The 20,840-nt window shown below is 64.3% G+C and carries 20 protein-coding genes; 12 read left to right on the plus strand and 8 right to left on the minus strand.

Annotation, left to right across the window (positions count from 1 at the left end):
* Positions 1-179 precede the first annotated feature (179 nt).
* The 3 genes from GY937_06810 (at position 180) to GY937_06820 (ending at position 5,229) form a co-directional block, all read left to right on the plus strand.
* On the plus strand, positions 180-929 hold the full coding sequence (locus tag GY937_06810; protein MCP5056424.1) for a hypothetical protein: 750 nt from the start codon (positions 180-182) through the stop codon (positions 927-929).
* A 623-nt stretch (positions 930-1,552) separates the two neighbouring features.
* The gene (locus GY937_06815) at positions 1,553-3,133 is read left to right on the plus strand and encodes a sulfatase (protein MCP5056425.1); all 1,581 of its coding nucleotides are present in this window, start codon (positions 1,553-1,555) and stop codon (positions 3,131-3,133) included.
* Positions 3,134-3,522: 389 nt separating this feature from the next.
* Positions 3,523-5,229, plus strand: a complete 1,707-nt coding sequence (locus tag GY937_06820) for a VWA domain-containing protein (protein MCP5056426.1) — start codon at positions 3,523-3,525, stop codon at positions 5,227-5,229.
* A 27-nt stretch (positions 5,230-5,256) separates the two neighbouring features.
* Here GY937_06820 and GY937_06825 read toward each other — a convergent pair whose 3' ends face one another.
* Both GY937_06825 and GY937_06830 read right to left on the minus strand, forming a co-directional pair.
* On the minus strand, positions 5,257-5,769 hold the full coding sequence (locus GY937_06825; GenBank protein MCP5056427.1) for a hypothetical protein: 513 nt from the start codon (positions 5,767-5,769) through the stop codon (positions 5,257-5,259).
* Between the two features lie 125 nt (positions 5,770-5,894).
* Positions 5,895-6,701, minus strand: coding sequence for an alpha/beta fold hydrolase (locus GY937_06830; protein ID MCP5056428.1), 807 nt, complete (start codon positions 6,699-6,701; stop codon positions 5,895-5,897).
* Here GY937_06830 and GY937_06835 point away from each other — a divergent pair.
* The 5 genes from GY937_06835 (at position 6,700) to GY937_06855 (ending at position 10,748) form a co-directional block, all read left to right on the plus strand.
* A complete protein-coding gene (locus GY937_06835) occupies positions 6,700-8,001 on the plus strand; it encodes a CoA transferase (GenBank protein MCP5056429.1) in 1,302 nt (433 codons plus the stop codon). The two genes, GY937_06830 and GY937_06835, sit on opposite strands and share 2 nt — an antisense overlap.
* Positions 8,002-8,520 carry a MaoC family dehydratase gene (locus GY937_06840; GenBank protein MCP5056430.1) on the plus strand — a complete coding sequence of 173 codons (519 nt, stop codon included), beginning with the start codon at positions 8,002-8,004 and terminating at the stop codon, positions 8,518-8,520. It abuts the gene before it with no gap.
* 3 nt (positions 8,521-8,523) lie between these two features.
* Complete coding sequence (locus GY937_06845) at positions 8,524-9,015, plus strand: hypothetical protein (protein MCP5056431.1); 492 nt, start codon at positions 8,524-8,526, stop codon at positions 9,013-9,015.
* Positions 9,016-9,121: 106 nt separating this feature from the next.
* Positions 9,122-10,366: a CoA transferase gene (locus tag GY937_06850; protein ID MCP5056432.1), complete on the plus strand. Its 1,245-nt coding sequence runs from the start codon at positions 9,122-9,124 to the stop codon at positions 10,364-10,366.
* 37 nt (positions 10,367-10,403) lie between these two features.
* Positions 10,404-10,748: a hypothetical protein gene (locus tag GY937_06855; protein ID MCP5056433.1), complete on the plus strand. Its 345-nt coding sequence runs from the start codon at positions 10,404-10,406 to the stop codon at positions 10,746-10,748.
* A gap of 29 nt (positions 10,749-10,777) precedes the next feature.
* On the opposite strand, the gene GY937_06860 is transcribed toward GY937_06855, so the two are convergent.
* Together GY937_06860 and GY937_06865 are read right to left on the minus strand one after the other, a co-directional pair.
* A complete protein-coding gene (locus tag GY937_06860) occupies positions 10,778-11,788 on the minus strand; it encodes a TIGR03617 family F420-dependent LLM class oxidoreductase (GenBank protein MCP5056434.1) in 1,011 nt (336 codons plus the stop codon).
* Positions 11,785-12,450 (minus strand): hypothetical protein, encoded by a 666-nt coding sequence (locus GY937_06865; protein MCP5056435.1) that lies wholly within the window; start codon positions 12,448-12,450, stop codon positions 11,785-11,787. The genes GY937_06860 and GY937_06865 overlap by 4 nt, the downstream gene beginning before the upstream one ends.
* A gap of 28 nt (positions 12,451-12,478) precedes the next feature.
* On the opposite strand from GY937_06865, the gene GY937_06870 reads away from it, so the two are divergent.
* Positions 12,479-12,919 carry a GNAT family N-acetyltransferase gene (locus GY937_06870; protein MCP5056436.1) on the plus strand — a complete coding sequence of 147 codons (441 nt, stop codon included), beginning with the start codon at positions 12,479-12,481 and terminating at the stop codon, positions 12,917-12,919.
* Between the two features lies 1 nt (position 12,920).
* On the opposite strand, the gene GY937_06875 is transcribed toward GY937_06870, so the two are convergent.
* Entirely contained in the window at positions 12,921-14,804 is a 1,884-nt protein-coding gene (locus GY937_06875) for a DUF3604 domain-containing protein (protein ID MCP5056437.1), read from the minus strand.
* Entirely contained in the window at positions 14,801-15,193 is a 393-nt protein-coding gene (locus tag GY937_06880; protein ID MCP5056438.1) for a hypothetical protein, read from the minus strand. Before GY937_06880 ends, GY937_06875 begins: the two co-directional genes overlap by 4 nt.
* A 225-nt stretch (positions 15,194-15,418) precedes the next feature.
* Between GY937_06880 and GY937_06885 the strand changes: the two genes are divergently transcribed.
* Positions 15,419-16,711: a cytochrome P450 gene (locus GY937_06885; GenBank protein MCP5056439.1), complete on the plus strand. Its 1,293-nt coding sequence runs from the start codon at positions 15,419-15,421 to the stop codon at positions 16,709-16,711.
* An 84-nt stretch (positions 16,712-16,795) separates the two neighbouring features.
* Positions 16,796-17,533, plus strand: a complete 738-nt coding sequence (locus GY937_06890; GenBank protein MCP5056440.1) for an SDR family oxidoreductase — start codon at positions 16,796-16,798, stop codon at positions 17,531-17,533.
* A 92-nt stretch (positions 17,534-17,625) separates the two neighbouring features.
* On the opposite strand, the gene GY937_06895 is transcribed toward GY937_06890, so the two are convergent.
* Together GY937_06895 and GY937_06900 are read right to left on the minus strand one after the other, a co-directional pair.
* Entirely contained in the window at positions 17,626-19,290 is a 1,665-nt protein-coding gene (locus GY937_06895) for an acyl--CoA ligase (protein MCP5056441.1), read from the minus strand.
* A 30-nt stretch (positions 19,291-19,320) separates the two neighbouring features.
* On the minus strand, positions 19,321-19,704 hold the full coding sequence (locus GY937_06900) for a carboxymuconolactone decarboxylase family protein (GenBank protein ID MCP5056442.1): 384 nt from the start codon (positions 19,702-19,704) through the stop codon (positions 19,321-19,323).
* An 81-nt stretch (positions 19,705-19,785) separates the two neighbouring features.
* Here GY937_06900 and GY937_06905 point away from each other — a divergent pair, with 81 nt between their 5' ends.
* The gene (locus GY937_06905) at positions 19,786-20,220 is read left to right on the plus strand and encodes a cytochrome P450 (protein MCP5056443.1); all 435 of its coding nucleotides are present in this window, start codon (positions 19,786-19,788) and stop codon (positions 20,218-20,220) included.
* Positions 20,221-20,840 lie beyond the last annotated feature (620 nt).

The raw sequence follows: 20,840 nt of genomic DNA on the forward strand, positions 1-20,840 counted from the left end.
GACGTGACTCCCTTGCTACTCAGCAAGCGATCTTGGGATCCTTGGCAGAGGAAACCGGAAGCCAAGCACAGAGCGCCATCGAAACCCCCGCTTTCGGCCTTTCTGGCGCCAACCGGCACCAAATTTCAGCACCCTGCTAAGGGGTCGCTGGGGATCCCGGTCTCCCACGGTCCACCGATATGGAAGTTATCGCACCCTATTTCCTCACTGCCGGAAGGGTCGTTTTCTGCGTTGCCGGCCTCATGGCTGGCATTCACGCGATCCGCAATCGCCGCGCCGCGCCAGACGGGGGAGCGCACATTCTCGCTGCGTGGGCGATCGCTCTGAGTTCCGGCGGGATGCTCGTCTTTCCGATCGCGACCGCGGTCGAAAGCGCGGCGCTCGGGAGGGGGCTGTTCATTGCCGGCGAGAGCCTGTTGAGGGGCGGCTTCGTCCTGCTCGCCTGCTTCGTCTGGCGAGCGTTTCGGCCCGATGAAACGTTGGGGCTGGTGGCCGCAATGGGGAGTGCCGCAGGCCTGATCGCGACGTTCGCCTGGGAGTTGAAGGCCCAGACCGATCTGCCCGTCTACCACGCTGGCCTCGCGAGCGCGTGGGCGGCGCAGTATTCGTACGCGCTGCCCCTTGCCTGGTCGGCTGTGGAAGCCTGTCGCGAATGGTTGAACGCGAGGCGGCGTGTTGCGTTCGGGCTCGCCGAACCCTTCAACGCGCTGGTGTTTCTGCTGTGGACGATCTGCACGAGCTCCCTGGTCGTGGTGTGCCTGCTTGCGAATGGGATCGCCTGGGCCGAGGCAGAGGGGGACGTGGCTTTGGCAGCCGGTCTGACGGTCGCACGGGGGCTCCACTATCTGCCTTGCCTGGTCGCCGTGTGGGTCGGCTTCTTTCCGCCCGCTTGGCTTCGCGCCCGCTACGCGATGAGCGAAGCCGGTTAGGACACGTCCACCGACTCAGAAGAGGATGAGGGTACTTCTGGGCTCGTGGGTACTCCGTTTCGACCGTGAAACGACACGAGAAGACGACCCGGGAATACAGCCCGCATCAAGAGGCCGGGGACCAGGGAATCGGTCGACTGAACCTGCTATGAGGCCAACCCCTTCAGGGGGCGGCACTGTCGTCTATGCGGTGGCTTCGATCACCAGCCCTCTCACCACGATCGTCTCTCTCGATCTCACGATCGGCGGTGTCGTCTACACGCTGGCCGAATTGTCAGATGGCAGTCCGATTCGTGCAATGAACGCAACGGATGGTTCTGCGGGGACTTCGGTTACCAGGTCGCCCATGGCCAGTAGCCGCCGGTCGGAATCCTGAGCTTGCGCGCGGGCACGTTCGACGACGCGAGGTCGACGTTTCGGGATCGACCCACGCTAGGCGGTCTCGCCACGTGCCAAGTGCAGCATCCGTTGGCATACTGGGTCGACCGATTCATTCGGCACAATGGCGGAGTTCGGGACAAGCTTCGTCAAGAGCTGGCCGTTCTACATCCGGACGTCCCGCGCGCGATGGATCCGCGGATTCGTCGTCAGCAGAGGCCCGCGGGCACGACAGGAGACCATTGGTGAGAGCGCTCGACGCCACCCACGGGCGTGACATCCATCGCGGTCGTATCCGCATCCTCGCCGCGGTTGCGGCTCTCCTCGTGCCACTCGGAACGACCGGCTGCCAGGACGTACGATCCAACCCGCCGAACATTGCGATGATCGTCCTCGACACGGCACGAGCCGACCGGCTCTCCCTCTACGGGTATCCGAAACCCACATCTCCGTTCCTCGAGCGCTTCGGTGCTGAATCTACGCGATTCGATCGGGCCTATTCCTCCTCGAGTTGGACGCTGCCGTCGCACGGATCGCTTTTCACGGGCGTATCTCCCAAGATCCACAAAGGGAATCAGACCTTCTCGAAGGTCTCGGGCGCACTCCCACTATTGGCCGAACAGCTCGCGGACGCCGGTTATCAGACTGCGGGCTTCAGCGGCAATATCTGGATTACGGACCACGGCGGGCTCGCGCGAGGCTTCGAACACTTCGAAGACCTGAACAGGGGCATCTACGCCGAACACACAAAACGACTTGCGCAGGATTTCTCCGGCGCCGCGCCACCTGCCGAAGATCACTACGTCGTGAAGCAGGTCCGAACCTGGCTCAACAACGAGCGCGATTCCGAACGCCCGCTCTTCCTCTTTGTCAACCTCGTCGAGCCCCATCTCCCCTATCTGCCAAGCTGGGAAGCCGCTCGACATTTCATTCCAACTCGCGGCATTCGCTGGAAGACGATCCAGCGCTTCTATCCCGACTCGGTCGCGAGACTCGTCATCTATCGACACTACGGGCGTGCGCAGCCACTCACGGAGGTCGAGTGGGATGCGCTGGCGCGGATGTACGAGGGCTCCCTGCGAATGACGGACGATCTTTCCCGCGCACTCGTCGCGGCGATCGATGCAGCGATCGACCGTGCGGACGACGAGAACGAATCGTATGTCTTCATCCTCTCCGACCACGGTGAGAATCTCGGCGACCACGGTCATTTCACGCATATCTTCAATCTCTACGACAGCAATATCCGCATCGTCCTCGTCGCGCGCGGGCCGGGCTTCGAAGCGGGCGCCGTCGAAGAGCGGCTCGTTCATATCACGGACATCCACGCAACCGTACTTGCAGCCGCCGGACTCGATCTTCCTGAGAACGCGCAGGGCATCGACCTTCGAGGCACGATCCCATCGGATCGCGTCGTGGCGTCATCTCTCGAGTATCCGCGGATCTCGCTCGACATCTTTCCAGCGAGCGCGAGCCAGAAGACGCTCGAGCCCTACAAGGTCGAACTGGCAGCGGCCGTTGGACCGCGATTCAAACTGATCCGTTCCACCACGCAGGATGGAGACGTCGTTCGAGAGGAGATCTACGACCTTCTCCAAGATCCCGATGAGACCGAGACACTCGATTCCGATGACGTTGACCCCGACGCCCTCGATCGACTGCGCTCTGCTCTCGGCGACGCCGCAGGTTCCTCGGAGCGGGCGGCCGAAGAGGCGTCGATGGACGACGATGTCCTCGAGAGCTTGCGGGCACTCGGGTACGTGCGCGACGAAGAACCCACCACCGCTGCGCCACCGGGAACGGAGCCGAATAGAGCCGAGCACTGATCACGAATCCGCGATCGATTCCACTCCGAGTTGGCTCGACGCGGGTTCCGTCGGTGTCGTCGAGCTGCTCCTTCTCGAGCTGAGCTTCATGACGGAATACATCTACCTGAACGATCAGGTCGGTTACATCACGACGGCTCGCTGACTGGCGGATACCGGATGGATGGAAGCGGGACGGCCGTCTGGTGCCCGGGTCAGATGGGATGGCTCTTGCGGTGGGATTTCTCCCAGATCCACCACACGATGCCGAGAACCAGGGTTCCGTGCTTGGCCGGAAGCGTATCGTGTCTGCGCCGGAGCCAGCTCGCGCGCCTAGCGAGCAGAATCGGAAACCGACGCGCCGGGTCCGGTGTCCTTGCTGGGTGGGGGAAGCACAGGAGGGCTGCGGAATGGCCAACGGAATCCGATGGGGACTGGTAGGAGCGTGGGTGTGCTTGCTGGGCACGTTGGCCTTCGTTGGAGGCTGCGCCCTCTTCGGGGACGAGGCGCCGGCGGCCGAAGTGGATGAGGTGGCCGAGAGCCATACCGACTCCGACATCTCGCGGGCGCGTATCCGCCGCTACATCGATGTGGGACGCCTGACCAAGGGCCGCGGCGCCCCATCCTCAGAACTCCGGTCGCTCGGCTATGTGCTGGATGCGGCCTCGCCGCCCGCGCCGGCCTGGAACACCGAGCAGTACGACGCTGCGGGGAGCGAGGGCTTCCACTCTCCCCTGGACACGCCGCTTTCCACGTTCTCCATCGACGTCGATACGGCCTCCTACGCGAATGTCCGACGCTTCCTTCGAGAGGATCGACTTCCGCCGGCCGGAGCCGTCCGAATCGAGGAGCTGGTCAACTACTTTGCCTACCACCATGCGGCGCCCGAGGGTGACGCGCCTTTCGGCGTCACCACGGAGTGGGCTGCCGCACCCTGGTCGGCGGATCGCCAGCTGGTGATGATCGGCCTTCGGAGCGCAGCGATCTCCGAGGAGGAACTCCCCCCCCGCAACCTCGTCTTCCTGCTGGACGTCTCGGGTTCGATGCAGCCGCCCGACAAGCTTCCCCTCGTCAAACGTGCGATGGCGACGCTGGTCGAGCGACTTCGCCCCCAGGATCGCGTGGCCGTCGTCGTGTATGCCGGTGCGAGCGGAGTCGTGCTCAAGCCCACGCCGGGGGACCGCAAGCAGGAGATCCTCGCCGCCCTCGAGCGGCTAGAGGCCGGCGGCTCTACCAATGGTGGCGAGGGGATCGCTCGCGCCTATGCGCTGGCACGGCAGGCGTTTCGAGAAGACGGCGTGAACCGGGTGATCCTGGCGACCGACGGCGATTTCAACATCGGCATCACCAACCGCTCGGAGCTCGTCCGACGCATCGAGGAGGAGCGTGAGTCCGGCGTCTTCCTCACGGTGCTGGGTGTCGGGAGGGGGAACTTGAAGGACGCCACCATGGAGGAGTTGGCCGACCGGGGCAATGGAAACTACGCCTACCTGGATTCGCTCCACGAGGCGAGAAAGGTGCTGGTGCACGAAGCGGGGGGCACACTGGTCACCGTCGCGAAGGACGTGAAGCTCCAGGTGGAGTTCAATCCGCTCCGCGTCGCGGGCTATCGGCTGATCGGCTACGACAATCGCCGCCTGGCGACCCGCGACTTCGACGATGACGAAGTGGACGCGGGGGAGATCGGTGCCGGGCACAACGTGACGGCCTTCTACGAGATCGTTCCGGCCGCTGGCGAAGGCCTTCCGGGAGAGCCCGCCCCGCTTCGATACCAGGCTCGCAAGGGCCCAGCCGAAGGTGCCGCGAGGAGCGAGCTGTGCTCGATCAAGGTGCGCTACAAGCCGGCCGGCGGCGGTGAGAGCCGGCTGCTGCAGACCTTCGTCGACGGCGAAGCGATGGGCTTCGAACAGGCCTCCGAGGACTTTCGGTACGGCGCTTCCGTGGCCCTGTTCGGGACGCTGCTGCGCCACGATGATCGGCTCGACGACCGTCCGGACGCCTGGGTGGTCGTTCGGCAGGCGGCCCGCTCCGCCCTCGGCGAAGACCCGTCCGGGCGGCGAGCGGAGTTCCTCTCACTCGCGGCTCGTGCGCGGGAGCTGGACGAGACGCCGCGCTAGCGATCTCCCGGCCATGCCGGGAGATCGTCAACACTCGGAGCCGGGCGAACTCCACATGAGCTTGCCGCTCTTGCCGTAGACGCAGGTTCCCTTGGTCTGCTTGGCGGGCGCTGCCGGTGCTTGCTTCGCGGTGGGTTGCTGCCTCGGCGCAGGCTTGTCTCCCTTGCAGACCGCCCCCGCCGGGCGGTGGAGGACCTCATCGTTCGCGCCATACATGCACGGGCCGCCGGCGGGCGCCGGGCCCGGACCTGATCCTCCCGGGGTGGTGCCCCAGACGCGGTCCGAGTGAGCGATGTACTTGTCGGTCTGTTTCTCGCGGTGCTCGTAATAGCGTTCCTGGCGTTCGGCACGCTCCTTGTAATACCGGTCCTCGCGGTCGCGGCGCTCTTTTTGGTAGTCCTTGCGGATGCGATCGTTACGCATCTCCTTCGCGTAGTTTCGACGGCTCGAGCCGCGGGCGTCCGCGATGGCGGGCAGAAGGAGGGTGGCGCTGAACAGGAGCATGGCGGCGCCGGCGATGAATTGGTGACGAGTTTCCATGGGGTCTCCCAAGAAAGTTGAGGGGTTGTCCACCCATATCGTCTCGTGTTGGGCATCATTAAAGCAAGAACTTCAGTCAAATTCCCCCAGGGGAAATACCCTCGAACCCCGTGCGAGGCGTGTCGCTAGCTCGTCGAAGGAATCCCGAGGAATTCGCCCACGATCTCGTTCCATGCCTCCGGGCGCTCGAAGTAGGGCGAGTGGCCGGTGTCCGAGAATTCTTCGACCCGGGCGCCCGGAACGAGTGCAGCCGTCGCCCGGATCAACTCCGGCGAGAACAGGCCATCCTCGTCACCTGCGGTGAACAACACGCTGCAGCTGAGGTCCGCGAGTTGGGGCCGTCCAACCTTCGTCGTGATCAGGTCGAGCGCCATCTTGCCGAGGTCGGGTTCGCCGAAGCGACTCAGCATCTGATAGAGATAGGCCAGCTCGGGCCGGCGCTCGGTCAGGCTCTCGGCGAGTGCCGGGTGACGACCCAACGCCTCCGGCGCATCCAGGCTGCCCGCGCCCAACTCCTTCCAGGCTGCGTCGAGCTGCGGCGTCTGGATTCCGCCCGGTGTATTTGCGAGCACGAGGCGGCGCACTCGAGCCGGCTCCTGGAGAGCGGCTAGTAGCGACGTCCAGCCGCCCATCGATTGGCCGACCAGATCGGCCCGACCGATGCCCAGGTGGTCGAGCAGGGCGAAGAGGTCGTCCGCCGAGACGGCCGGCGCCGCTGCACCTCCGAGGGCCGTCGAGCGTCCGAAGCCCCGGTGATCCCAGGTGATCACGCGTCGATGGCGCGCAAAGACCGGCACCTGCTGGAACCAGATGGCGTGGTTTCCGCCCGCCCCGTGGGAGAGGACGACCGCATCGCCCTCACCGGCATCCTCATAGTAGATGCGCTCGCCGTCGCGCTCGAGAAATCCGGTTTCACGTCGAATCGTCGTCATGCAGTCACCGCCATGCAGCGCAGGCTATCACGCGGTCATCCGGGCTCAGGTGTCAGCGCACATCACTTCCCCTGGGGGTTTCCACGGGATCATTTCCAATACGCAACGTATCGTATATATTTCAAGCGTGTCTTCCACGCTCCCCGCGCTCGACGGCATCCAGGTGCTGGATTTCTCCACGGTGGGTCCTGGATCCCGATGCACCCGGATCCTTGCCGATTACGGGGCGACGGTGGTGAAGGTGGGCGTGCCTCCCAAGAAGGCTGGCCTCCAGACGCAGCCCGCGTTCTGGGCCTATTCGGCGAATCGCGGTTTTCGTCAGGTACGCCTCGATCTGAAGGACGAGGGCGCCAAGGCCGCATTCCTTCGCCTGGCGGCAAAAGCGGACGTGATCCTGGAGAGCTTCCGTCCCGGGGTCGTCGACCGGCTCGGGGTCGGTTTCGAGGATGTGCGCAAAGTGAATCCTCGCATCGTCTACTGCTCGACCAGTGGCTACGGCCAGAACGGCCCGGCTTCCAACTGGGCGGGTCACGATCTCAACTATCTGGCGGTCGGCGGTTACCTCGCCTGCACCGAACCGGGCCCCGGAGGCAAACCGCCCATCCCGGGTGCGACCATTGCCGATAGCACCGCGGGCGGCATGCAGGCAGCCATGGCCATCATGGCCGCACTTCTGCGCCGGACGAAGACAGGCGAGGGCGAGTACCTCGATGTGTCCGTGGCCGAAGGCGTGCTGACGCTGATGTCCCTCTACATCGACCAGCACCTGGCGACAGATGCCGAACCCGGGCCGCGCCACGATGTACTGACGGGACGTTATGCCTACTACGACACCTACGAGTGCGCCGACGGCAAATGGGTTGCCGTCGGCGCGATCGAGCCGCAGTTTTTTGCCAACCTGTGCAAGGGCCTGGGCTGTGAGCAATGGCTCTCTCACCAGAACGACGACAGCCATCAGGAGCAGATGCGTGCGGATTTCTCCGCGGCCCTCCTCCGGCAGACGCGCGATGAGTGGGCAGCGCAGCTGGCGTCGGCGAATACATGCCTCTCGCCGGTCTACGAAATCCGCGAATTGGTACACGACCCACAGTTTCGTGCCCGCCACGCCTTTGCAGAGGCCGAACATCCAAGTGAGGGAAGGTTCTCCCAGCTTGCACCCGTATTTGCGGGCCAGGTTCGCGGCGAGGGTCCGATCGCTGCCGGCGACGCCTCGAAGAGCGATACCGAGGCGCTCCTGCGTGAGGCAGGCCTCGGGGTAGACGAGATCAACGGGTTGTCGGAACGCGGCGCGATTGCATGAATGGAGGCGCGGATGTCGGATCTTCCGGCTGAGGTCGAGAGCTGGATCGGTGAGCGAAGGTACGAAGAAAACGGCGAGTTCGACGTCGAGCAGGGCTACGTCTTCACGTCCTGTTCCTCGGTACGGAACGGAAACCCGCTCTTCTGGGACGAGAAGACCGCCAACGAGATTACGGGCGGCCCGATCGCACCGCCTTCGATGATCTCCGTCTGGTTCCGCCCCCACTACTGGTCGCCGGGTCGCACGGAGGAGGCCGTCGCCATGCAGCTGCACTTCGATCTGAAGGAGGCGCTAGGCCTCCCCGAGGCGGTGATGACCGACAACACCATCACCTTCCACGAACCGGTTCGCATCGGGGATCGTCTGAAGACCGTGCAGATCCTGCGTTCGGTCAGTGACCTCAAGACGACCAAGCTGGGGACGGGCCGTTTCTGGGTGCTCGAGTTGGAGATCGAGAATCAGAACGGTGAGCTTTGCGCAATCGAGAGCTACACCGGCTTCGGCTACAAGAGGGACTGATTCATGCAGATCAACGAACTCACCCTGGAGCAGGTCTCGGTCGGTACCGAGCTTCCCGAGCTTCGGATCGATGTCACGCCGTCGACCGTCGTCCTTGGTGCGCTTGCAGCCCGCGACTGGCGTCCCATGCACCACGACAAGGATTTCGCCCAGGAGCGAAATGGAATCCGGCACATCTTCATCAATACGCCGCACAATGCGGCCTATTTCGAGCGGTACATCACGGATTGGACCGGGCCCAAGGGTCGGCTCGGGAAGATCCAGTTCCGTATGAGCGATTCCGTCTTTCCCGGCGACACCATGATCTTCCGTGGAAAGGTCGACGCTGTCAGCACGGACGACCTCGGCTGTGGATGGGTGGATCTCTCGATTGAGTTGATGGTGGGCGAGAAGACGCCTACGCGCTGCAAGGCTCGGGTCGCTCTTCCCAGGGATGCCGACGACAATCCGTGGAAACGCAAAGGCGACGACTGGAAACCTGCTCTGGACGCCTGACCATGGATCTCGACCTCACCGAGGAGCACTCCGCGACGTACGAAATCGTGCGCAGTTCGCGGGCCGATCTGTGGCAGCCGATCTCCTCGCTCGACAAGGAGTTTCAATGAAACAACCCGCACCGCCCCTCGGTAGCCTGCGCGTGATCGAGAGTTCGCTGCTCGGGCCCGGCGCGATGGGGACCCATCTGGCCGATCTCGGCGCCGAGGTGATCAAGGTCGAGGCGCCCTCCGGTGACTACATCCGCGACATGACCTGGCCCATCATCGATGGCGTCTCGCTACTTCATCTGCACGTGCACCGCGGCAAGAAGAGCATCACGCTCGATCTCCGCACGCCTTCGGGTGTCGCGATCTACGAGGATCTGGTGCGCGGAGCCGATGTGGTGATCGAGGCGATGCGCCCGGGAGCCCTGGGCCGGCGCGGTCTCGGCTATGAAGACCTGAAGAAGATCAATCCGAAGATCGTCTTCTGCAATCTCTCGGGTTACGGCGCCACGGGCCCCTACCGGGAACTTCCGGCTCACGGAATCGCCTTCGATACCTGGGGTGGCGTCGTGAAGCCGGAGCAGGACGAGGAGGGCTTCAGTTACATCCCGGAACACGCTTCGATCGGAATGCACGCGGGTCCGATGTTCGGCGCGATGGGAATCCTCGCCGCCGTCATACGAGCCCGCGAGACCGGCCAGGGTTCCGAACTCGAGATCGGACAATCCGATTCCACGGCCTACATGGATTGGTACCGGATCGAATCCTGGCTGGCCTACGACCGGCCGGAGGATGTGGTGACCGGCAACAAGGCCGATGACTACGTACGCCGGGCGCCGGGAACGGCCGGCATGAAAGAAGGCGTGCGTTATCAGCTCTACGAATCGGCGGATGGTTCCGTCCTGTTCATGGCCTCGGAGCAGGCATTCTGGAAGAACTTCTGCGCCGCGATCGGACGAAAGGAACTCTTCGAGCGTTGGCCCGGGTCGAAGTTTGCCGATCACGCCCGCGGCAATCGGGAGCTCCAGGCCATCCTGCGCGATGTCTTCAAGACGAAGACATCCGACGAATGGATCCGCCTCGGTGGCGAAAAGGATTTTCCGATCGCACCGGTGAACACGCCGAAAACCATCGCCGAGGATCCCCAATTCAAGGATCGCTTCCCGCTCTACCCGCATGAGGAGCATGGTGCGGATATGCTGCCCTTCCCGGTGAAATTCCCCGGTGAGGAGCTTCCGATTCCCAGTTGGGCTCCAACGGTGGGTCAGCATACGGACGAGGTGATGACCGACGTTCTCGGCTATGACGCCGGCAAGCTCGCAAGCTTGCGCGAGGGCGGAGCCTTCGGCCGGCCGAAGGCCTGATCGTTTGTCCCAAGGGCTCCGGGCAGCTTCTGCCGGGATGGCGGTTCTCTTCGCGCTCTCGGTTGCCGTGCAGTGGAACGATCCCGACCCGATCTTCTGGATGGGGATCTATGGCCTGGCTCTCGTTCTCGCCGCGATGGGAGCTGCAGGTCGTCTCCCGTTCTGGCCGAACGCCGCGGCGCTCGGACTCTTCATCGTCTTGTTCCTCGTCTGGATGCCAAGCCTGCTGGATAGCCGACAGGAGGCATTCACTTCCTTCGAGATGAAAACGTCTACCGACGAGGCACCTCGGGAGGCGGGAGGACTCCTTCTCTGTGTCGTCTGGTCCGCGGTGCTCACCCATCGTGCCAGGGCTGGACGAACGGATCCGAAGATCCGTTAGGCACGACGGAAGAGACACGTTCGGTGGTGTCAGCCTTCCTTGGCTGCCCGAATCAGGTCGGCTGGGGCTTCGGGCTCGGTCTCGTTGTAGAGCATCAACGTGGTGCGATCGGCGAAGTCCCCATTGCGGGCGCGCAGCCGCCGTCCGGCTTCTGCCGGGGTTCCGCTCACGGCCAATACATCGAAGAGGTCATCGTCGATCCGCGTGATCATCTCCAGCCACTTGCCTTCCTTGGACATCCGGTTCAACTCGGGCTGGAGTCCTTCGTAGCCATGGTGCTCGAGTACGCCTTTGTAGGCGGGCGTCGAGCCATAGAAGGAAATCTGCCCCTTGGCTTTCTGGCGCGCGGTGGCGATTTCTTCGTCGTTGCTTCCGATCGCGGTGATGGTCTGACACGAGATCTCGAGGTCGTTTCGCCCGCGCTCGCTGGTGGCGAGCCCTGCATCGAGGGCCGGTAGGGTTTCCTTCGCCAGGAATGCCGGAGAGTGGAACGGATGTACGAAGAACCCGTCTGCAACCTCGCCGACAACCTCCACCATCTTGGGCCCGACGCCGGCGACGAAGATGCGCGGCATGCCGAACGGGTTCGGCCCCGGGTTGAAAGCCGGGATCATCAGGTTGTGGGTGTAGAACTCGCCGCGGAAATCGAGGCGCTCTCCGTCGGTAAAGCAACGCCAGATGGCCTGGATCGCCTGGACGAACTCGCGCATCCGCGCCGCCGGCTTCGACCAGGTCTGGCTGAAACGCCGCTCGATATGCGGGCGGATCTGGGTGCCGAGGCCAAGGATGAAGCGTCCCCGTGTCAGGACCTGCAGGTCGTTGCCGATGCCCGCGCAGATCATCGGATTGCGCGCAAACGCAACGGCAACGGCGGTTCCCAGTTCGAGCCGTTCCGTCGCCTGGCCCGCAAGCACGAGGGGGAAGAAGGGGTCGTGGGGGCCTTCGAAGCTCCAACCGGCGTCGAAGCCCTGGGCTTCGAGGTGTCGCGCTGCTTCGGCCGCTTCCTGAGCCGGTACCATCAATCCGCCGTCGATCTTCATCGGGTTCCAGCGTACCACGCTGCCGGTTCGAGGCCGCTCCACACTTCATCCCAAAGCTGCGCGCTCGAGCTTTCGATCCGTGCATCGAACTCTTCTGCCCAGTCTCGCAAGATTCCGATCTCTGCGGGCTCGAGGGCGAGCCGGGGGCGCCTGCTGAGGATGCGCACGATACGTTCAGCGACGAAGCTCGGCTCCCGATAGCCTTCGGCCAGCCCGAGATCGGCTACGCGCGCGCAGGTTCGCGACAAGATCGCAGCCTTCGCAGGCCGTTCGCGGCCGCGGAAGACGCAATCGGCTTCGATCCGGGGCGCTTCGCGGAGAGCCTCCTCGTAGGCTGCGGGCACACCCTGACGACGTACCCAGGCCCCGTCGAGAAGCAACTCCGTGCCGATATGCGCTACGCCTCGCGCTGGCCCCTTTCGCATGCCTGCGTCCGCCAGCCAATGAGTGGCCTTCACGACCAGGGAGACGAAGGTCGGTGCTGCATGGAATACGGCATCCGTCGTGTGGTGGAGCGCGACGCCTGCGGCAACGTCTATCTGGTGCACGGTCGCAAGCCGCACCCCTGCCATGTGGACGAGATCCGGGAGCATGGAGCCGAGCACGAACGCCGGCTCCGTCCGCTCGCGGCTCGCCACGATCGCGTGGCCGAGGAAGTTCATGAGCGGGATTCTGACATAGTCTCTTGCCATGCTCCGTGTTTCGATCGTAGGCCAGGACCGCTTCGCGGATTGCCTGGCTCTTCGCCTGGAGGTCTTCGTCGACGAGCAGAAGGTGCCGCTCGAGATAGAGGAGGATGGCCTCGACGGGAAGAGCACGCATTTCCTGGCGATGGATGGCGACACGATCCTTGGCACGGCGCGTCTCCGGATCGTGAATGGCGATGGAAAAGCGGAGCGTGTGGCGGTGAAGGCGGTGGGGCGCCGCGGAGGCGTTGGGCGTGCGCTGATGAGGGCGATGGAGGCCGAGGCGTCCCGGCTCGGTGCCCAGAGGATGCGATTGAATGCCCAGGTGAGCGCCATCCCGTTCTACGAAGCATTGGGCTACACGGCTCACGGTCCCGAGTTCGGCGACGCTGGCATTCCGCATCGTGCGATGCGGCGGGACCTCGCCGCCACGCAGGGCGGCTAGGTCAACGTCCGATCCAGATCGGGGACGTCCAAGCGCGCTCTTGAATGGTCGCTGGAACCGCGGGGTCGCAACAAGCGCTCATCCCATCGGGTATCGTGGAGGGGTCGGCGCAATCGACGCCTGCGCGATTGCAATGATATTGGGTCCAGCGGCAGCTCGGGTTCTCCACGACCCGCGCGTAGTAGAAGGCAGGCTGCGCCGGGTCGAAGTCCGGGTCGGTCCACAGGCTGCACAGCTGGTCGTGGCCGGGCCCTCGTTGAATGCAGGTGGAAAGCTCGACATCGGCAAGGTTGTCCGGTGAGCCGCCTACCTCGTACACGCGTTCGTGGCCTTCGCCGCCTTCGAGCCAGCCCTTCACGATCTGAAGGCGTTGCAAGGGCGTACGCGGGGCGCCGCTCGGTGCCGGATCGCGAAGCGCCGAGAGCAGGAATCGCGGGGGGCCGGTGACACCCCCGGAGGAAAGCTCACCACCCATCGGGACGCCGCCGGCGTAGGCGCGAGCGATCCGATCGGGCGCTTCGCATAGTTCCTCTGGGTAATCCCAGCCGCCGAAGAAGCGAACGCCGATGCGCGGCCCGCTCGTGCCGTAGGTTTCGCGTCGGTGCATCGCCGTGAAGAGCGCATCCCGGGAGTTCTCCTCGGCATAGACGACGGCGAGTCCCCCCGGATTGAAGAACGGAACATCGGGCATGGCGCGGGGCCCCAACCGTCCGCTCACAGAGCCAGCGGCGTGCCCGCGGTGCTGGTCTTCGTCGACCATCCCTGGTGTTGCGAAATGCGTATCGGTCGAGCCGATGATCCCGAATGCAAACGGGTTGATGCCGAGCCGCTCGCCCTGCGCGAGGCCTTCGGTCAGGACTTCCCTGGCGTACAGCATCGGAGGCAGATCGGGCTTTCTCCAGGGTGTCGCCATGTCTGCCATGACGCGCATCGCCAGGGTCTCGTAGTCGCAGAGTTCGTCTTCTGCGCCGGCCCGACACTCCGAATCGCCCTTGTGCTGGGTGATCTCGACCAGACGTTCGAGGCGCATGCGGGCTGCGGCGTCGGAGGCTTCGATGGGTTGGCCATTGCTGCGGCTGGTCGTCCAGATCGTTCCTGCGCTCACGTTCGAGTTGTGTGGGATCGCCAGGACATCGCAGCGGTCGTTTCCGTCGAGACATTCGGCTACGAGGTTCTTCCACAGGCCTTCGGCGGTTGGCGTCTCCAGGTAGGTGGTCGGGTAGGCCTGCGCAATCTCGTTTCGAAAGATCACGTTTCGATGGGCGTTGGCGCCTCCGGGCATCCCCGTCCACTCGTAGCCGACGAAGGTCGTGAAATCGCAACTCGAGCTGCGATCGTAATATGCCTCGGCTGCCGCTTGGATTTCCTTCCAGGGCCCCCGGCCAGCTTCGAGGCAGTGGACCGCATCGGGCCCGCAGAACCGGTATCGCCTGGGCTCCGTGCTCGAATAGATGTGTCCGTTCACCAACCCATAACCAAGCATCGGGAAACGCCGTACGACGCGACATACGATCGAGTCATGGCCTGGGAGCTCGGGATCACGGCAGATGCGGGTCTCCCCCATCAGGTCGCTGTGATCGGTGACGACCGCGAAATCGAGGGGCCGGCGAAGTTCGACATGTGCGCGGGGCGTTCCGTCCTTTGCGTAGGGCTGGATGCCAATTCGTTCACCTCGCGCATAGCGATACGCTTCGCGAGGCCCGGCGAGGGTTCCCTGTCCCCAGGCATCGAAGGAGAAGGTCGTGTGGACATGGGTGTCGCCGTAGAAGGCGCGGCGTAGCGGGTCGAAGCCCTCGCACGCTTCGCGAACCTCCGTGCGTTCGAAAGCAGGGCTAGCTTGAGCAACCAGCGGAGCCAGCATGGCAACGAAGACCATCCACCTCACGAGAGGATCTCGATCAGTCCGCCGCGCTCGGCGTGGCCATAGGGGGTCCGATACGGCTGGGTGGTCAACGCGACCAGGAGCGCGACCGCAATGCAGAGGAGCGTCAACGCGATTTGAACCCGCGGCTTCGAACGGGCCAGAAGCCTTGCGATGGTTCTCGCCAACCACCACGAGAGGCACGTAAAGAGAACGAATGCCAGGCAGAGCGTCCCGATCAGGAGAGGTGCGGGCCCCTGGGCACCCTCTGCTGCTGCGACCGCAAGCCCAGCGCCCGCGAGCATCCCGTAGCGGAGAGCGGGGACGAGGGAAGTTCCCAATCCGATCCAGGGCCACGGCACGAGCAGGAAGATCGCGCCGAACCAGATCCAGGTGAGGGTCCTGGAAGTCATGCCAAGATCATCCTGGAAGAGGCTCCGGCATGGGCTCACGATACGCGGCCTGGGCCTGGCCGCCAACGCGCTCGGCCTGCAGCTTCCGGCATGCAGCGTCCGCAAGGGGCGGCAGGGTGGGTGTCAAAGAACTGTGAATCACTCTACTGCTGGTGGCTGGCCAGGCACGCGCCTTGCTACCCGGTAGGGACAGCCCGCCGGAACGCCGTGCCCATGGAGCCCGAGTTGAGCTGGAACCATCGCCTCGAGGATCGTTTTCTTTCGCTGCGGTCTGCGACTTTCGGGATCGTCGGCCTCACCCGGGAACGCGTGGAGAGCGGCATCGCTTTCAATCCGATGCGCTCCGACCTCCGCGTGAACCCCTACCCGTTCTACAGGGAGCTTCGGGAGAAATCACCGGTTCACCGAGCCTACGCCGCGGATGGCTGGGTGCTTTCGCGCTACGACGATGTGGTGGCGGTGCTCTCGGATCGCAGCTTCTCCTCCGACGAGCGCCACATGCGCCGCTATCCAATCATCACGCGCAGGCGCCTGCTCGCCGGTCTGCCGGACATGTATGAAGCCGGGATCTCCTCCATGTTGCGGCTCGATCCACCGGATCACACTCGTTTGCGAGGGTTGGTGAGCAAGGCATTCACGCCGCGCAAGATCGAAGCGATGCGGCCGCGGATCAGTGAGCTCATCGACGAGCTCCTGGCGAAACATCGACCTGGAGGAAGGCTGCAACTCGTGCGGGATTTCGCCGCGCCGCTTCCAGTGATCGTGATCGCTGAGATGCTCGGCGTGCCGAGTAGCGACCGGGAACGATTCCATCATTGGTCGGACGAGGCAATCCGAACGTTGGGCGGACAAAGCCTCGAGGATCAACGTCGGGCCTGGCAAGCGATGCAGGAGATGAGGGACTACTTCGCAGAGAAGATCGTCGAGCGACGCCATGAGGAGCGTGGAGATCTCCTCGCCGAGCTCGTCGCCGCGGAAGAGGCAGGGGATCGGCTGTCCGACCAGGAGCTCTTCACGACACTGGTGCTTCTTCTCGTCGCAGGAAACGAGACGACGACGAAGCTGATCTCCAACGCGATGGTCGCATTGCTTCGCAATCCGGAACAACTGGAGATCCTCCGCAAGGAGCCCGATCGCATCCCGGGGGCGATCGAGGAGCTGCTGCGTTTCGATAGTCCGGTGCAGTTGACGTCACGCATGGTGACCGGGGATCGGCGCTTCGCGGGCGTTGACATGAAACGCGGCGACCAGATCGTCCTGCTTCTCGGTGCAGCGAATCGCGATCCCGACCGTTTTCCGGAGCCGGATCGCCTCGATGTGCAGCGAGAAGACACGAGGCACCTGGCCTTCAGCCATGGGCTCCACTTCTGCCTCGGAGCCCAGCTTGCTCGCCTCGAAGCCAGCATGGCGATCGACGCGTTGTTGACCCGCTACACCCATCTCTCTCTCGAAGGCGAGGTGGCCTGGGGCGACAACCCGGTGCTACGCGGACCGCTCGAGGTACCGCTCGGCGTGTAGAGGTCGGGCCGCATCCACCCGGATCGATTCGCGGTACCCTCGTCGACCTGTGTCGAGCGGTGGCGATGACGGGCGGAGGATGCATTGGATCTGACGAACAAGCGTGTGCTCGTGGTCGGCGCGTCCTCTGGCCTGGGGCGGGCTTCTGCGCTTGGCCTGGCACGTGAGGGCGCGCGGGTGGCGTTCTCGTCCCGGCGCATGGAGCCCCTGGAAGCAGGGGCAAAGGAAGCCGGCGGGGGCGCGATCGCCGTGGCCTGCGATGTTCGGGAGGCGTCGAGTTGTGAGGCGGCCGTGGTGCAGACCGTCGAGGCCTTTGGTGGATTGGATGCGATCGTCTATGCCACAGGAGTGGCAAGGCCCCTTCTGCTTGCGGACGCCGACGCCTCCGCATGGTCCCGATCCGTCGAGACGAACCTGATCGGCGCGTCCCTCATTACGAGGGCGGCGATTCCCCATCTTGCGGAGACGCGTGGGCGGGCTCTTTTCCTGTCGTCGATCACCGTCGATGACGCGATTCCCCGCCGGGGCATGGGGCTCTACGTCGTGACCAAGACCGCCCTCAACCGGCTGGTCGAGGCCTGGCAGGGTGAGCATCCGGAGATCTCCTTCATCCGATTGCAGGTCGGCGACACCCACGGCACCGAGTTCGGGAAAGGCTGGAACCCCGAGGAAACCGCCCACGTTCGCGATTGGCTCGACAAGGGCCTGCTCTTTGGCCGCTCGATGGAACCGGAGGATGTGGCCGAGCAGGTCGTCTGGGCGCTCGGCACGCGGGAAGCCATCCCGGTGATGGTCATCCAGCCCCGTCGCGCGTTGGAGTAGCCTGGAGAAAGGCGTCCAACGTTCGGCGACTCATACCCTGTCCAAGGTCAATCAACGCAGATCGGCGAATCCGAGCCGCCGGGCTCGGAAGCCTATTCCTCGACGAACAGGAGCTCGGCCTCGCCGGTCAGCACGTTCTTCAGCACCTTGCCGACTGCATTGCGTGGGAGCTTTTCGTTTCGGATCTCCCAGCGGCTGGGGATCTTGAAGGCGGCGAGGGTTTCGCCACACCAGAGAGCAAGAGCGTCCGTGTCGATCGCGGCGCCCGGAGCGGGCACGAGAATGGCCTTCACTTCCTGGCCGAGTTCGTCGTGGTCGACACCGACCACGGCAACCTCGTCGACATCCGGATGGTCTTCCAGGCGATGTTCGATTTCGGCCGGATACACATTCTCACCCGCACGAAGAATCAGATCTCGTGCGCGGGAGTTGATGTAGAGGCGCCCTTCCTCGAATCGACCAATGTCGCCGGTGGCGAGCCAGCGGCCCGGGAAGAGCGTTCTGGCCGTCGCTTCCGGGTTCCGCCAGTACTCGAGGATCGTGTAGGCGCTTCGCACGAAGATCTCACCTTCCTGCGGCTCCGGAAGCGCATTTCCGGTGGTGTCGCGGATCTCGACCTCCATGGTGGGCGTGGTCCGGCCGACGGAGGTGGGGTGGGCTTCGAATTCATCTGCGGTGATCTGCGAGACAACGCCGACGGTCTCGCTCGACCCGTAGCCGGTGCCGAGGTTTTGCGCTGAAGATGGAAAGGCCGCGCGCGCCTTGGCCTGCACGCCTTCGCTGGCCGGCCCACCGCCAAAGCCGGTGTTCAGCATCGAGCTGAGGTCCCGCTTCTCGATGTCCGGGTGCTCGACCACGCGATGCAGCATCGATCCGAAGGGCGTCCATTGCGTGATCTTCTCTTCCTCGATCAGCCGCAAGACGTCGCCGGCGTCAAAGCGCCCCTTGCGGAAGACCAGCTTCCCACCGATCGCCATGTTCATCACACCCAGGGTGTACAAGCCCGACATGTGGAAGAGCGGTGCGGTGCCCAGGGCGCAATGCTGCGGTGCATTCGGGCCAGGCAGGTTGCCCGAAGCCACGGCCATGACGGCGCCACGCGCGATTTGCTGACTGGTGAAGCCGACGATCCCCCTGTGGGAGGCGACGGCGCCCTTCGGCCGGCCCGTCGTCCCACTGGTGAAGAGGATCACCGCCGGATCATCCTCCGCGATCGGCGAATCCGGCAACGCCACATCGGGGGCATATTTCTCGAGTTCAGCGAACTCGGACTCGATCTCGAGGATGGGCGTTCCGAGGTCGGCTCCAGCAATGCGCTCGATCCTGCGCTGGTCGGCGATCAACAGCTTGGGCTCGCTGAGTTCCACCCCGAAGCGGATCTCGTCCGCTGTCCACCAGCCGTTCAGCGCAGAGACGATGCCGCCAAGGCTGACCGTCGCCCAAAACGCGACCAGCCACTCCGGTGAGTTGGCGGCCAGGATGGCAACCCGGTCGCCCTTGCCAATGCCGTGGCGTTCGTGAAGAGCCCGGGCGGTGCTGGCGACCAGTTGGCGATGCTCTTCGAAGCGGATCCGCCGAGCTCCGAGGACGAGGTGCTCCTTGCCGTCGTGTCGCTCGGAGCCCTGCAACATCTCCCGAAGCGAGCGCGCGCGATTCTTGAACACCGGGAGTTTTTCGCCGAGCACCTCCTCGACGCTGATCTCGAAATAACCGCCGGGCCCGGTGAGCTGGGCCTGGACTTCTTCGATGGACGGCATGCTCCGATTCTATCCCAGGAAAGGCGCCGGTCAGCCCGCGGCTTCCTGCTCTTTGGTCACCGCTGCGATCGTCTGCTCGATGACGCCGAGGAGTGCGGCTGCCCGGGGATATCCGGCGTAGTTGGCGATCATCAACAGGGTTTCACGAAGCTGGTCGGGGGTGAGCTCACCGCGCTTGAGGGCGGCCTTGGCCTGGATGCCGAACGTCATGGGCTCACCCTTCTCGGCGATGATGCCCATGATGAGAAGGCGGCGGTCCCGGATCGGCAGCTCCTCCCGGGTCCAGATTTCCGCGAACAGCTGCTCCAGCATCGTGTCGGCAAAGGCCATACCCGGCGGGGGGACGACCACATCGCCGGCGTACACCTCTTTCAACATTTCCGCACCGCGTTGACGCCGTTCTGAATCAGTCATGGATTCGTTCCTCGCAGAGGGTCGACGTCAGCATGTCGCGTTTACATTGCATGCGCAAGGTAAGCGTTCTAACCTGCATGCGTGGTCGACTTCAACCCCTTCGACTACGCCTTCCACGAGGACCCCTACCCGGTGTATGCGGCCTTGCGGAGAGAAGCGCCGGTCTACCACAACCCGTCGCTCGGCTTCTGGGCCTTCGCCCGCTACGCGGATGTCCTGGCTGCCTTCAAGGACTGGCGGACGTATTCGAACAAAGGTGGGGTGGCGCTCGAGCAGGGTGCGAACGAGGCGGGTGACACGACGGCCTTCTTGTCGATGCTCGGGATGGATCCCCCGCGTCATGATGGGCTGCGCTCCCTGGTTTCACGGGGCTTCACCCCGCGGCGGGTCAGCGCGATGGAACCGCGGATCCGGGAGCTCGCGATCCACTACATCGAGCGGTTCAGAGATCGCGGTGAATGTGATTTCGTTGCCGAGTTCGCCGGCAAGCTTCCAATGGACGTCGTGAGTGTGTAGACGCTCACTCAGAAGCGTAGAAATCTGATCATTTGGCCGGGGGGCGACGCAGCCCGCCGTTCCGGATTCCGATTCAGATCTTCCGGGTCGAAAGGTCCTTGACCCAGGGCGACCGCCCTCCCGGCTCGACCGGAGGTGGAGGCTCGGCGCGAAGCGCCGACGTTCCCGTGGCCCGTCCGACCGGCGATTGGGGTCCGCAGGGGCGTGTGCCTGGGCGCCCGCGTCTGCCCTCCCGCCGCCAGAAGTGAGTGAGGACCCGGAGTGGAAGCTCCGGATGCTGGAGTGGCCGAGCCCCTGATTTCGAAGGCACAAGCTCGACCGCCCCGGATTGTCGCAGGTTTTCGCGGATTCGGGAACGTCCTGGGCCGTGGCCTCGTTGGGATGCAACGCTGGCCGTGGAGGCACCGCAGGGAACGCCGAGACTCGCCCGACGCCCTCGCTCCCAGGCGATGTTCTCCATTTGCACGCGCAGCGATCGCGGCGCCTGGAAAGGGGGAACGTGGCCTGGCAGCGGGGGCATCGGGCCAGTCTCAGCGTTCCCGGGGGTGCCGCCACGGCCAGCGTTGCATCGCAACGAGGCCACGGCCCAGGACGTTCCCGAATCCGCGAAAACCTGCGAC

It is taken from the genome of bacterium, from assembly GCA_024228115.1.
Lineage (GTDB): Bacteria > Myxococcota_A > UBA9160 > UBA9160 > UBA6930.

Excerpts from the sequence above, each read along its gene's own strand:
- GY937_06840 (MCP5056430.1), top strand. The coding sequence starts at position 8,002 with ATGGAGGCGCGGATGTCGGATCTTCCGGCTGAGGTCGAGAGCTGGATC.
- GY937_06825 (MCP5056427.1), bottom strand. The coding sequence starts at position 5,769 with ATGGAAACTCGTCACCAATTCATCGCCGGCGCCGCCATGCTCCTGTTC.
- GY937_06830 (MCP5056428.1), bottom strand. The coding sequence starts at position 6,701 with ATGACGACGATTCGACGTGAAACCGGATTTCTCGAGCGCGACGGCGAG.
- GY937_06870 (MCP5056436.1), top strand. The coding sequence starts at position 12,479 with ATGCTCCGTGTTTCGATCGTAGGCCAGGACCGCTTCGCGGATTGCCTG.
- GY937_06845 (MCP5056431.1), top strand. The coding sequence starts at position 8,524 with ATGCAGATCAACGAACTCACCCTGGAGCAGGTCTCGGTCGGTACCGAG.
- GY937_06865 (MCP5056435.1), bottom strand. The coding sequence starts at position 12,450 with ATGAACTTCCTCGGCCACGCGATCGTGGCGAGCCGCGAGCGGACGGAG.
- GY937_06895 (MCP5056441.1), bottom strand. The coding sequence starts at position 19,290 with ATGCCGTCCATCGAAGAAGTCCAGGCCCAGCTCACCGGGCCCGGCGGT.
- GY937_06820 (MCP5056426.1), top strand. The coding sequence starts at position 3,523 with ATGGCCAACGGAATCCGATGGGGACTGGTAGGAGCGTGGGTGTGCTTG.
- GY937_06850 (MCP5056432.1), top strand. The coding sequence starts at position 9,122 with ATGAAACAACCCGCACCGCCCCTCGGTAGCCTGCGCGTGATCGAGAGT.
- GY937_06810 (MCP5056424.1), top strand. The coding sequence starts at position 180 with ATGGAAGTTATCGCACCCTATTTCCTCACTGCCGGAAGGGTCGTTTTC.
- GY937_06835 (MCP5056429.1), top strand. The coding sequence starts at position 6,700 with ATGCAGTCACCGCCATGCAGCGCAGGCTATCACGCGGTCATCCGGGCT.
- GY937_06855 (MCP5056433.1), top strand. The coding sequence starts at position 10,404 with ATGGCGGTTCTCTTCGCGCTCTCGGTTGCCGTGCAGTGGAACGATCCC.
- GY937_06880 (MCP5056438.1), bottom strand. The coding sequence starts at position 15,193 with ATGACTTCCAGGACCCTCACCTGGATCTGGTTCGGCGCGATCTTCCTG.
- GY937_06860 (MCP5056434.1), bottom strand. The coding sequence starts at position 11,788 with ATGAAGATCGACGGCGGATTGATGGTACCGGCTCAGGAAGCGGCCGAA.
- GY937_06900 (MCP5056442.1), bottom strand. The coding sequence starts at position 19,704 with ATGACTGATTCAGAACGGCGTCAACGCGGTGCGGAAATGTTGAAAGAG.